At 59.1% G+C, this 13,350-nt stretch carries 9 protein-coding genes; 7 read left to right on the plus strand and 2 right to left on the minus strand.

Annotated features, from left to right (window positions below):
* Positions 1-2: 2 nt before the first annotated feature.
* Positions 3-989 (minus strand): YdcF family protein, encoded by a 987-nt coding sequence (locus ACZ41G_RS04230; RefSeq protein ID WP_464144642.1) that lies wholly within the window; start codon positions 987-989, stop codon positions 3-5.
* Positions 990-1,574: 585 nt separating this feature from the next.
* On the opposite strand from ACZ41G_RS04230, the gene ACZ41G_RS04235 reads away from it, so the two are divergent.
* From ACZ41G_RS04235 to ACZ41G_RS04265, 7 genes are all read left to right on the plus strand, one after another.
* Positions 1,575-2,330: a carboxymuconolactone decarboxylase family protein gene (locus ACZ41G_RS04235; RefSeq protein ID WP_464144644.1), complete on the plus strand. Its 756-nt coding sequence runs from the start codon at positions 1,575-1,577 to the stop codon at positions 2,328-2,330.
* A gap of 99 nt (positions 2,331-2,429) precedes the next feature.
* Positions 2,430-2,912: a flavodoxin gene (locus ACZ41G_RS04240; RefSeq protein ID WP_464144646.1), complete on the plus strand. Its 483-nt coding sequence runs from the start codon at positions 2,430-2,432 to the stop codon at positions 2,910-2,912.
* A 216-nt stretch (positions 2,913-3,128) separates the two neighbouring features.
* Entirely contained in the window at positions 3,129-3,755 is a 627-nt protein-coding gene (locus ACZ41G_RS04245; RefSeq protein ID WP_197017455.1) for a sugar O-acetyltransferase, read from the plus strand.
* 206 nt (positions 3,756-3,961) lie between these two features.
* Positions 3,962-8,533, plus strand: a complete 4,572-nt coding sequence (gene gltB / locus ACZ41G_RS04250) for a glutamate synthase large subunit (RefSeq protein WP_464144648.1) — start codon at positions 3,962-3,964, stop codon at positions 8,531-8,533.
* A 1-nt stretch (position 8,534) separates the two neighbouring features.
* Entirely contained in the window at positions 8,535-10,061 is a 1,527-nt protein-coding gene (locus tag ACZ41G_RS04255) for a glutamate synthase subunit beta (RefSeq protein ID WP_033505555.1), read from the plus strand.
* Positions 10,062-10,240: 179 nt separating this feature from the next.
* Positions 10,241-10,705: a tripartite tricarboxylate transporter TctB family protein gene (locus ACZ41G_RS04260; RefSeq protein WP_464144651.1), complete on the plus strand. Its 465-nt coding sequence runs from the start codon at positions 10,241-10,243 to the stop codon at positions 10,703-10,705.
* A 578-nt stretch (positions 10,706-11,283) separates the two neighbouring features.
* Positions 11,284-11,757 (plus strand): M23 family metallopeptidase, encoded by a 474-nt coding sequence (locus tag ACZ41G_RS04265; protein WP_464146219.1) that lies wholly within the window; start codon positions 11,284-11,286, stop codon positions 11,755-11,757.
* A 102-nt stretch (positions 11,758-11,859) separates the two neighbouring features.
* Here ACZ41G_RS04265 and ACZ41G_RS04270 read toward each other — a convergent pair whose 3' ends face one another.
* The gene (locus ACZ41G_RS04270; protein ID WP_464144653.1) at positions 11,860-13,329 is read right to left on the minus strand and encodes a substrate-binding domain-containing protein; all 1,470 of its coding nucleotides are present in this window, start codon (positions 13,327-13,329) and stop codon (positions 11,860-11,862) included.
* Positions 13,330-13,350 lie beyond the last annotated feature (21 nt).

A 13,350-nucleotide genomic window follows, 5' to 3' on the forward strand; every position in this document is an offset into this window, starting at 1 on the left:
GGTCAGCGCTTGATCAGATATTTGGCTTCCGCGAAGGACTCGCGCACCATGTTGTTCAGAAGCATGTCGCGCGGGGAGCCCGCCGCGATGCCGTGCACATCCGTGTACCCCTGGTCATGGGCGATGTGCAGGGAGCGGAATACGTGGAAATCGTTGGTGACGATGCCGATGGATGGTTCGGACGCGGCGCTTCCGGCGCTGCCTGTGTTGCTGGCGCGGTCGATGATCATGCGGCTGTTGCGCAGGTTCTCCACAGTCGTGGTGGAATCGGGCTCCTCGATGATGCGCGACGCATCGATGCCGGCGTCATGCTCAAGATAATCCGCCATTCCCCGCGCCTCCGTATACGGTTCATTGGGACCCTGCCCGCCCGAGACGATGCACGTCGTGTCAGGGTTTGCACGCAAGTATTCGGCGGCCCTGTCAAGGCGATAGCGTAGCACGAGGCTGGGGGAGCCTTGGTGGACCTGAGCGCCCAGCACAATGATGTAATCAAGGTTCCGGTCGCCTTCGTCGCGCATATGAGAAGCAATGGCGGCTTGCGACACGCCAAAACCGCACAGTGCGACGCATAGCACGATGCCGATGGGAATGCGCACCGCATTGGGCAGCGCTCGCCACCAATGGAACCAGATCGCCGCAGCCCACACGCCGAGGGCGAGCGCAAAAGCCACCCAGAACAGCCAGAATGACGTGCCTGTGTGCGTGTTGTAGACCGCACGGGCGTACCACAGGCTGGCGAGCGCGCCGATGCTCACAATCGCCGTCGCCACCTGACGCAGAGGGAAGTGAATGTGCGAAGCGGCTGGGTTGGTGGCGGTCGCGGCGGTGTCATTGGCGGATTCGGTGGTTGTGGTTTTGGCATCGGTTGAAGCGCCGGTTGCGGTGGCGGTGCTGGTGGTGTCGGTGTCAGCTTCGGTAGCGCCACCTGTTGAATGAGGATCGTGTCGGTTGTCTTGCGGGTCCCCGGACTGGAGTTCATTCATCATGGATCGTCCTTCAGCGGTTGTCTGTGGCGGATTGCCCTTGGGCAGTCTTGCGTGCCGCGGGTCGCGTTCTATGCGTAGCGTCAGCGGTGATGCAGCTCATGCCACCATGTGTATCGATTGTTGGCGAGCTTTCCCTTTTTCTTCGCTTTCCATTGTATTTCATTCCTTTTCGCTATCTCTTGTCATCTCCTTTCCCGTATCTCCTCTCTTTCTCCCCGCTTTCCCTTTTCCGCCTACTTCTCTCATCCTCGGCGTGTCGCGCTTTGACTTCAAGTGCACTTGAAGTCCTACGGTGAAGTTATCGAAAGCAAACACGGCTGGATGCCAACCGAGAGGAGATGCGCCGCATGGAACGCTGCGCTGCGGACTGCATGACGATATAGAAGGAGACCACATCATGACGGATTCGGCATTGATCCAGAGGCCAATCTCAACAACGGGGTGACGACCAAACTCGCCGCGGAATACCTCGCACGCGGTGTCCAAACAAACCCACAGGCGCATTTGTAACAACCCGATGCAAACACAACTCAATCCACACAGGCCGAAGGGTAAGCATTCGGCCCTACTACCAAGGGGATGACAATGATCAAGCAAACAGCAGGACACGATCAGTTGGGCGATTTCTCGCCGAAGTTCGCCCATTACAACGACGATGTGCTCTTCGGCGAAGTGTGGAACGACCCCACGCTCTCGCCTAAGACGCGCAGCATCATCACGATCAGCACTCTCATCGGCAAAGGCATCACTGATTCCTCGCTGACATACCATCTTCAGACCGCCCGCACCAACGGCGTGACCCGCGACGAAATGGCATCGATTCTTACGCATATCGCTTTCTACGCAGGCTGGCCGAACGCATGGGCGGCATTCTCGATGGCAAAGGAAGTGTATGCCTCCGATGCCGCGCGCGACACGGCAAAGCAGGAGGAACACGGCGGATTCTTCGGCATGGGCGAACCGAACGACGGCTACGCGCAATACTTCACCGGACGTTCCTACCTCAAGCAGGTGAGCATGCCTGGCGATCCGCTGACCATCCACAATGTGACATTCGAACCAGGCTGCCGCAACAACTGGCACATTCACCATGCCACGCGTGGCGGCGGGCAGATCCTCATCTGCGTCGATGGTGAAGGGTGGTGCCAGTTCGAAGGCCAACCTGCGAAGCGCATGCTTCCAGGCGACGTTGTGGAGGTGCCGGCCGGAGTGAAGCATTGGCATGGTGCAGCGAAGAACAGCTGGTTCTCCCATCTGGCGTTCATGCTGCCCGGCGAAGGCATGAGCAACGAATGGCTTGAGCCCGTCACCGACGCCGAATACGACGCACTCGTGGCATGACGGGCGGTTCTATCGACAGTCTGCGACCGGGATTGAACGGTTCAGGCAAACAATACAAGCGAGTCAAATGACTCAAGCGATTCAAGCATCGAGGAACAAATGAAGACATTGGTGGCGTATTTCACTGAAAGCGGTTGCACACGCCGTGTGGCACAGACCATCGCAGAGGCGACTGGAGCCACGCTGCATGAACTCAAGGCGGCGCGACCATACACGTCGGCGGACCTTGATTGGCGCAATCCGGAAAGCCGCGTCAACCGTGAGGCGAACGATCCCGCTGCACGCCAGTCGGTGAAGCTTGCGGACACGTCCGTGCCGGACTGGGATTCTTACGATGTGGTGTTCATAGGCGCCCCGGTGTGGTGGGGCGCCGCCGCATGGCCGATCGACGATTTTCTCACCTCCAACGATTTCACCGGCAAGAAGCTGGCGGCGTTCGTCACCTCGGCAAGCTCCTCGTTCGGCAACGAATCCGAGGTCAAAGGCATGGCGAAGCACGCCCAGTGGCTGGTCGGCAAACGCTTCCCGTCCTCCGTGTCAGCTTCCACAGTCAAATCCTGGGTCGATTCCTTGGCGTTGTAGCCAGACAATCAGCCGCCCATAATATGGACGCATGGCAGCCATATGCCATAGGTGTATCGTGGCGGCATATCGCACAGTTGGCTCAAGTGCGTTTGATACCAACCCGCGGCACTCCATGATGTCCGCGCACGTGTCCGATGACCCATCGCCTTGGGTAGTATGGCATCACTGGAATACACAGACCCGCCTTATCAGGCGGCGGAAGCGGAGCGAACCATGGTCGAGAATACGATGAATCAACACGAACGGATGCTGGCGGGACTGCCATACAAGGCATGGTTGGACGGACTGCCTGAAGCCCGTCTCGAATGCCGGCGCAAATTGTATGTGCTGAACACCATGGCACCGGATCTTCGTGAAGACGGCGTGCCTCGGGTAATCAAAGACCTCTTCGGCGGCACAGGGGAGCGGGTCTGGGTTGAACCGCCATTCCATTGCGATTATGGGTCAAATATCACCGTTGGAGAGGATTTCTACGCCAACTTCAATCTCACGATCCTCGATGTCGGGAACGTGACGATCGGCTCGAACGTCATGTGCGCGCCGAATGTGTCCATCTACACCGCCGGGCACCCAGTCCACCCGGACAGCCGCAACTCCGGCTATGAGTACGGGATCCCGATCACCATCGGCGATAACGTATGGCTTGGAGGCAATACGATCGTCCTGCCCGGCGTGACGATCGGCGACAACGTTGTCATCGGCGCGGGCAGCGTCGTGACCAAGGACATCCCTTCAAACGTGATCGCCGTAGGCAGCCCGTGCCGTGTCATTCGCGAGATCACCGACGCCGACCGCGATTACTACTTCAAGGATCGCCGGTTCGACGTCACCGATTACTAATACTGACTGATCTGGCGCATCGGCGATTCACGCCTCGGATATGTGGCTGCATCACAAGGATTCCGTGCCGATCTGAATGTGGGGCTTGACTTTTTGAGGTCGCCGGTATATGGACAAACAACGATATTTGACCTGTCTGCGCTGTAACCTGTGAGGGCAGTGTATTGGGTCGCAGGCATTGTCCTGCCTAAAGAGAGGTGGTTTCGGTGACGTTCAAAGCTCCGCTAGATTTGACGGTTCATCGCCCGGAAGGCATGTATGACCCTTCCCAAGAACATGATGCCTGCGGTGTCGGCATGGTCACCACGTTGAACAAGCGTCCCGAACGCAAGATCGTCGATGACGCCATCGAAGTGTTGGTGAACCTCAATCATCGCGGTGCGGTCGGTGCCGAGGAGAACACCGGTGACGGTGCCGGCATCCTCATGGCCATGCCTGACGAGTTCATGCGCGGGACCACCGGCGTGGAGCTGCCCGAAGCCGGGCATTATGCCGCGGGTATCGCGTTCCTGGATCGTGATATCGCGACATCCGGCCAGCAGGAGCAAGCCATCGCCAAGATCGTCAACGAGGAAGGCCTCGAAGTACTTACGTGGCGCGTCGTCCCGACGAACCCGGACGGTCTGGGATTGCAGGCTTTGGCATCGATGCCTTCGTTCAAGACGCTGGTGATAGCCGACCCGGAGAACAAGCTTTCAGGAATCGACCTCGACCGCAAGACCTTCCGCATCCGCAAGCGCGTCGAGCATGAGGTCGGCATCTATTTCGCATCCCTGTCCGCCCGCACCATCACCTACAAGGGCATGCTCACCACCATGCAGCTGACCGGGTTCTTCCCGGATTTGCTTGACGAGCGCATGAAGACGACTATCGCGATTGTGCATTCACGTTTCTCGACGAACACCTTCCCGAGCTGGCCGTTGGCCCAGCCGTTCCGCCTGATTGCACACAACGGAGAAATCAACACCATCCAGGGCAACCGTAACTGGCTGTCCGCCCGCGAAGGCAGGCTGAGCTCCGAGCTGCTCGGCGAATTCAAGCCGTTGCTTCCGATCGCGACCCCCGGATATTCGGATTCGGGCACCTTCGACGAGTGCTTGGAACTGCTGCATCTCGCCGGACGCAGCCTCCCGCACGCTCTGCTCATGATGCTCCCGCCGGCTTGGGAGAACGACGACACGCTCGACCCTGACGTCAAGGCGTTCTACGAATACAACAACACACTGATTGAGCCTTGGGATGGCCCGGCGGATATCGTCTTCACGGACGGCACACTGGTCGGAGCCCAGCTCGATCGCAACGGATTCCGCCCCGGCCGCTGGCAGGTCACAGACGACGGCTACCTGGTTCTTGCATCCGAGGCTGGTGTGCTCCCGGAAATCAGCCAGGACCATATCGTCGCCAAGGGCCGTCTCGAGCCTGGAAAGATGTTCCTTGTCGACACCAAGGCTGGCCGCATTATCCCTGATGACGAAATCAAACATGAGCTTGCCTCGCAGCATCCGTACCGTAAATGGATCGAAGGCAATTCCGTCGAGATGAGTCAGCTGCCGGTGCGCGAGCACGTCAGCCACTTCGGCCAGTCCGTCCAGCGTCGTCAACGCGCCTTCGGCTACACCGAAGAGGATTTGAAGCTGCTGCTCGCCCCTATGGCGAACACCGGCAAGGAACCACTCGGATCCATGGGCTCAGACACGCCGCCGGCTGTCCTGTCCAAGCGCAGCCGCATGCTGTTCGACTACTTCACCCAGAAATTCGCCCAGGTTACCAATCCTCCGCTGGATTGGGAGCGCGAGCGTATCGTCACCAGCCTCGAATCGGCGATTGGCCCTGAAGCGAATCTTCTGCAGGACACCGAACTGCATGCCAAGAAGATCCTCATCCCGCTGCCGGTCATCGATTCGGACCAGATGGCGCAGCTCAAGCGCCTTGACAAAGCCAAGATCCTCGGCGGGTTCTACAAGCCCTTCGTCGTCCGTGGCCTGTATCAGGTCGCAGGTGGCGGCAAGGCACTGAAGGAGCGCCTCGACGAAATCTTCCAGGAAGTCGATGACGCCATCGGACAGGGCAAGAACTTCATTGTGTTGTCCGACCGCGAATCCGACCATACCTGGGGTCCGATCCCGTCTCTGCTGCTGACGAGCGCCGTGCAACACCACTTGCTGCGCAAGCACACGCGCACCCAGGTCTCGCTTGCCGTGGAAGCCGGCGATGTTCGTGAAATCCACCATGTCGCGCTGCTTATCGCATACGGCGCCGCATGCGTGAATCCATACCTCGCCTTCGAATCGGTCGAGGAGCTGGCACGCAACGGCTATCTCAAGGTCGATGCCCAGACGGCCGTCAAGAACCTCATGCATGCGCTGTCCACCGGCGTGCTCAAGATCATGAGCAAGATGGGTGTCTCCACGATTATGAGCTACCGAGGCGCGCAGCTGTTCGAAGCCGTCGGCCTGAACAAGGAAGTCATCGACGAATACTTCACCGGCACCACTTCGCGTGTCGGGGGAGCGGGACTTGACGAAATCGCCGAAGAAGTGGCGATCAGGCACCGTGTGGCGTACCCGAACCAGTGGACGAGCCGTCCCCACCGCAATCTGCGCACCGGCGGCGATTACAAGTGGCGTCGCACCGGTGAGGACCACCTCAACGACCCCGAAGCGATCTTCCTGCTTCAGCAGTCCACCCAGCGCGGTGATTACAACCTGTTCAAGAAGTACTCGGCGCATATCAACGACACTTCGAACCGTCTCATGACACTGCGCGGGCTCATGAAGTTCAAGCAGACCCGCAAACCGATTGATATCTCCGAGGTCGAACCCGCAAGCGAAATTGTCAAACGCTTCTCCACTGGCGCGATGAGCTACGGCTCCATCTCGCAGGAGGCGCATGAGACGCTTGCCATCGCGATGAACACCATCGGGGCGAGGTCGAACTCCGGTGAGGGTGGCGAATCCGACGACCGTATCAACGATCCGCTGCGGTACAGCCGCATCAAGCAGATCGCTTCCGCGCGCTTCGGCGTGACCAGCGATTATCTGGTGCACGCCACCGATCTGCAGATCAAGCTCGCGCAAGGTGCCAAGCCGGGCGAGGGCGGCCATCTGCCGGGTGCCAAGGTGCCGCCGTGGATTGCGAAGGTCCGTCATGCCACACCTGGTGTCGAGCTGATCTCCCCGCCGCCGCACCACGACATCTATTCCATCGAGGATCTCAAGCAGCTGATCAACGATGCGAAGATGGCGAATCCGAAGGCGCGTATCCATGTCAAGCTCGTCTCCGAATTCGGTGTCGGCACCATCGCCGCTGGTGTGGCCAAGTGCCATGCAGATGTGGTGCTCATCTCCGGCAGCGACGGCGGCACGGGCGCGGCTCCGCTCAACGCCATCAAGCACGCTGGTACGCCGTGGGAGATCGGTCTGGCCGAAACCCAGCAAACGCTGGTACTCAACGGTTTGCGCTCCCGCATCGTCGTCCAGTGCGACGGTGAGCTCAAGACCGGCCGTGATGTGGTGATCGCAGCGCTGCTTGGAGCCGAGGAATTCGGCTTCGCGACAGCCGCCCTCATCACCGAGGGCTGCGTGATGATGCGAGCATGCCAGAAGAACACCTGCCCGCAAGGCATCGCGACCCAGGATCCGGAATTGCGCGCGCGCTTCCGCGGCAAGCCTGAATACGTGATCAACTTCTTCATGTACATCGCACAGGAGGTCCGCGAAATCCTGGCACAGCTCGGTTTCCGGACGCTTGAAGAGGCCGTCGGCCATGTCGAGTGCCTGGATCAGAACGAAGCAGTCGCGCGCTGGAAGTCCGACGGCATCGATCTGAGCAATGTGCTCATGCAGCCCGGCCCTGTTCCCGGAACGATCCTTCATCAGACCATCGAGCAGAACCACGAATTGGACAAGGCGCTGGACAACAAGCTCATCGAGCTTGCGCAACCTGCCCTTGAACATAAGGAACCGGTTCGTATCGATATGCCCATTCGCAACGTGAACCGTACGCTCGGCACCATGGTCGGCTACGAAATCACCCGCCGTTACGGTGCCGAAGGCTTGCCCGACGACACCATCGACATGACCTTCCACGGTTCGGGTGGCCAGTCCATCGGCGCGTTCATCCCGCGCGGCGAGACTATTCGCGTCTACGGTGAGGTCAACGATTATGCGGGCAAGGGCCTGTCCGGCGGTCGCATGATCATCCGTCCGGAGCATGACATCACCTTCAATCCGCACACCAACGTAATCGCCGGAAATGTGACCGGTTTCGGCGCGACCTCAGGCGAGATGTTTGTCGCCGGACGTGCAGGCGAACGATTCGCCGTACGTAACGGCGGCGCCACCTTCGTGGTCGAAGGCGTCGGCGACCATGGCTGCGAGTATATGACCGGCGGTGTCGTCGTGGTGCTCGGTTCAACGGGCCGCAACTTTGGCGCCGGCTTCTCCGGCGGCAACGCATACGTGCTCGATCTGGATATGGATCAGATCAACCCGGATGCACGCAAGAGCGGCGCATTGCTGTTCGAATCGTTGGAAGGCGCCGATGAGGAGCTCGTCCACAGCTTGGTCAAGCGGCATGCCGAGGAAACCGGCTCTGCGTTCGCCCAGAGCCTGCTAGACGACTGGGAGCACACCCGCACACGCATTACACATGTGACGCCCAAGCACTACGTCGCCATGACCAAGGCGATGGAACAAGCCGAAAAGAACCACGTCGACTTCAACGCCCCCGGTGCGTGGGAGCACGTATACGAGCAGGTCATGGAAGGAGCACACTGACATGGGAGATCCAAGAGGATTCCTGAAGGTCCGCACCCGTCGCGAGCTTGCTGAGCGCCCGGTCGAAGAACGCATCAAGGATTGGCTTGACGTTCACGCGGAAAGCGGTTTGCAGCCTTGGACCACACAGCAGGCTGCACGGTGCATGGATTGCGGCACGCCGTTCTGCATGAGCGGATGCCCGCTGGGCAACCTCATCCCGGAGTTCAACGATCTGGTTCGTCAGGAGAAGTGGGAGGACGCCTACAACCGGTTGTCTATGACCAACAACTTCCCCGAAGTCACCGGCAGAATCTGCCCGGCGCTGTGCGAGCAGGCATGCGTGCTCGGCATCCATCAGCCGCCGACCATGATCAAGAACGATGAGGAAACAATCATCGATCAGGCGTGGGCGCTCGATTATGTCAAGCCCATGCCACCTGAACGTCTGACTGATATGACCGTTGCGGTCGTCGGATCCGGTCCTTCGGGGTTGGCTTGCGCCCAACAGCTGACCCGTGCAGGTCATACGGTTGTCGTCTACGAGCGTGACGACGCAATCGGCGGACTTATGCGCTACGGCATTCCGAATTTCAAGCTCGACAAGCGTCTGCTCGACCGCAGAGTCAAGCAGATGGAGGCCGAAGGCACCCGATTCCGCACCAACATCGAAATCGGCAAGGATCTCAGCTGGGACGAGCTTCGTGACCGTTACGATGCTGTCGTGGTAGCTATCGGTTCGACGGTCCCGCGCGATATGAAGTTGCCGGGCCGTGAGCTTGACGGCATCCATTTCGCCATGGAATTCCTGCCTGATGCGACTCGACGCGTCTACGGCGTGGAGCCGGTGCACGACATCACCGCGAAAGACAAGCATGTCGTGGTCATCGGCGGCGGCGATACCGGTTCCGACTGCTTGGGAACCGCAATACGCCAAGGTGCGAAGGACGTCACCGTCCTGCAGATTATGCCGAAGGAACCGTCCTCAAGGCCGGACAATTCCCCGTGGCCGACGTATGCACGCACCTACCAGAAGACCTCATCGATGGAAGAGGGCGGCACGTACCTGTACAACGTGGATTCCGTGGAATTCGAAGATGCGGACGCCGACAAGGTGACCGTCGAGAACTCCGCGACCGCATCCGCGTTCCTCGCGGACGAGCGCGGCCATGTCACCGGTCTGAAGATCGTGGACGTGGCTCCCGGCGAGAACGGGCCGTTCACTCGCCAGCCCGGAACCGAGCGTGTCATCCCAGCAGATCTGGTTCTGATTTCCGTCGGGTTCCTGCATCCGGACACCTCTTCAATCATGGAGCAGATGCCGGTCGAACTGGACAAGCGTGGAAACGTCGCCCGCAATGACGATTTCGCCACTTCGCAGGATGGCGTCTTCGTGTGTGGCGACGCCGGCCGCGGCCAGAGCCTCGTCGTCTGGGCGATTTCCGAAGGCCGCAGCTGCGCGGCCGCCGTTGACCGGTATCTCACCGGATCAACCGAGCTGCCGGCACCCATCGTGCCGACACAACGCCCGATGATGCTGCCCCGCTGAAACGGGGAGCCCACTCATGATGGCGGATGGAATCAGGCAATACCCCGATTCCATCCGCCATCAGGTTCTTCACAGTCTGTACGAGTCACCTGGCATAGCCGGTTCAACAGAGTCGCAAACGGTACCTTGGCAGGCGAGTACACTAGTGACCGATAACCCAACAACGCGAAGGGAGCGAAATGCCGAACCGAGCAGAGCGTCGCGCAGCAGCGAAGCGCAGCAAGCAGAACAAGGGAGTGCCTCAGCAGGCCAACGAAGCACAAGGTGGTAATCGTAGCGGACTCGTCGACGAGTACGCCCTGCAGGAACGTTCTCGCCATCTCGAAGAGCATGAGCAGGAGGGCGAGTGGAAGCCCTCTTCCAGCGTTCAAAAAGAGCGCCACGAAGACGAGGATATCACGCTCAACAACCCCAAAGTAAGCCATTCCCCGCATTCAGTGCGCCAGGTATTGCGCATCATCACGTGGACGCTGATTCTGCTGTGCGCAATCTCATTCCTCGTCATCATGTGGATTCCGTCCGTGCCGATGTGGCTGATCATCACCATCGCCTCGGTCTTCGCCGTCGCGGTCATCAGCCTGTTCTTTGTCGCGGGCAACTCGAAGGACAATCCCAATCTCGACGCGAATGGATGCGCGATCTGACAGATCGCCATATGTGATTGGCCAATCCGCAGCCGATCACGGTTCCGGCCCGGCGTATGTTGTATACGCCGGGCCGTGTTGTATACCCCCTGCGTATGCCCCGCAACTTTTGACCACATGTACCGCTGCGGCTTGTCCCGATTGCGGCAATCATGGCACGATGCACTCATATACTTCAGCACAACGTGACAGCACGACGCATCATCACAGAGAACGGGGATCTCATGTTCATATCGAAGCCTATTCCTAAACCCACTTCGCAGTTCATCTCGACGTTCGCCCGAATCGTTTGCATCCTCATCACGTGCAATGTCATTGCTTTCCCGGCGCAAGGTTCGCATTCGGGGATTTCCGAAACTTCAATCCTAAGCGATCCCACACCGCAAAATCCGGACATCGTGTCGGTGACCGGACTCGCATCGTGCAGGAGCAACACCGAAGCAGTAAACCAGAGCACGATATCAATCCGCATCACAACATATCAACCCATGGCAGCCGATATGACGGCATCCGCCGAAACCGGCAGGAACCCAAATCGATCCCCAGCGGGATCGTCAGTGACAACCTCGTCAGTGCGAATGTCAAATATCCGCAACAGCAATGCGTCAAACTCCGGCGCCGCCCGCCAATGCCGTGCGCGGATGGTGTTACCGGTCGCCGACGCTCACATTTCCAAGGCCTTCGACCGTCCGTCCATGCGCTGGGCCACGGGACACAGGGGAGTGGATATCACGGCCGGCACTGGCACTGCCCTCATCGCGCCCGATGATGGCGTCATCGCCTTCAACGGAACGGTCGCCGGCAAGGACGTGATCAGCATCAAGCACGCCGACGGGCTGACATCAACATTCGAACCGGCGCACAGCGACTTGGAAACCGGCGATCCGATTTTCAGAGGTCAACCTTTTGGTGTCGCCGATGGGTTGTCCGATCATTGTCTTGATTTCTGCGTCCATTGGGGCGTCATGGATGCGTCCGACGACTATCTTGACCCGTCAACGTTGATTCTGCCCAGAACCATCGCGCTCAAACCTGTGCAGGTCGGCGATTGAAGCCCTCGCGAGGAACATCGGGTCAGACATCGCAGACATCACAGCCGTGACAGCAGACTTACAGCCATACCCACCCGGGCGAAAAACACCATGCCTAAACAATCACAACCCTGCATCGGCCAAAGTGACATACCCCGTATCGATGAGTTCGCTCTTGAGATTCGACGCACTCACCGCGATCAGCGATTGCGTGAACGCAGGCACGGACTTGCCATTGACCGTAGTCTTGCTCACCGATTGCAATGCGGTCACATCCCCGCCGGACGCCAGCTGCCGACTCACTTTCGCGATGCCTGTCGCCAGCTGCGCACGGTCTTCGAGGGCGGTCATCCATAACTTGCCGTTCACGATATCGGGAAGCATATCGGTATATGCCCCGTATCCGGTCACAATCGGCCATTGAAGGGATGCTTCCGAAGACGTATCGTCCTGCCCCAAGCCAGCGGGGGATGGTACGGCCGACTTGGTGAGATCCTTGTGGCCGGCGAGATTGCCAACGATGCCAAGAATCGATATCGATGGGTTGATCTCAGCCGAAGACCCTTCATATCCGAGCGCGTCGAGTTCCTGCACAATCACCGATGCGATGTAGTCATTCATCGCGATGATCCCGTCGATATGGACCGGCTTTGCGGCGCCCTCAGGCTTCAGTCTGGAAGCAAGCTCCTGCTTGACATCGTTGTCGCTTGACGCCGTAAACGCCACGGAACTCCAGCTTGTCGCCGACGTGGACGCATTGAGTGTGTCGGAAGCGCTGACTACGGCTCCCGATTTAAAATACGGGCCAAGCACCTTCCAGATGCCCTTGAACGCCTCTTTAGCGAAGGCCATGGATACAGACTGGTCCTCATCTTTGGCGGAACCGACAGGCAGAAAGACTTCGATGGTCTTTGGATTCGTGGCGGAGACCGAATCGAGCTGCAGCTTGCTGACCAGCTGCTTCGCCTGGATTTCACCGATGCTCCGTGCGGTTGACATCTGTACGAATGCGTCGGGCGAGAACCCACCGATGTCGTTGGACAGCACGATGACATGCATGCCTGATTTCCGGGCGAGCGTCAATGCGCTGGTCATCCGCTGATCCGCTGTGGCATCGGCGTCGTTTGATGATGATTCGGAATCCAGGGGATTGGTGACATAATCACCATACTGTGTCGTGGTGCTGTCCGTTGACGTGCAAGGCGCGACAATCAAGGTGGTCGCGCTGCCCGTCGAGGAATGTTTCGACGAGGTCTCGGCGGCGCGGGACACGACATAATCCTGGATGTCTTGGCTCTGCTTGTCTAGACTACCGTCCGTATGCGTGCTTATCTGCTTGGCAGCGAACCCTTGTTCCACCAGCTCGCTTTTGATGCTAGGCACAAGTTTCGCCCACTTGTTCAGTGGCGTGTGCTGTGAGATGGTGATGCCGTCGGACGGGGTGAAGATGGCCACCGATCCCAAGCCGGAGGTCGCGGTACTTGTCGGCTGACCATCGCTTCCCGTGCCGCATGCGCCCGCCATGGACAGCATGCCGATGCACGCGAGTGACGTGACCAAAGCCTTCAACGTGCCGATGCGATGCGATGCCATATGAACCTTTCCGTCCTAACG

Source organism: Bifidobacterium porcinum, from assembly GCF_055378475.1.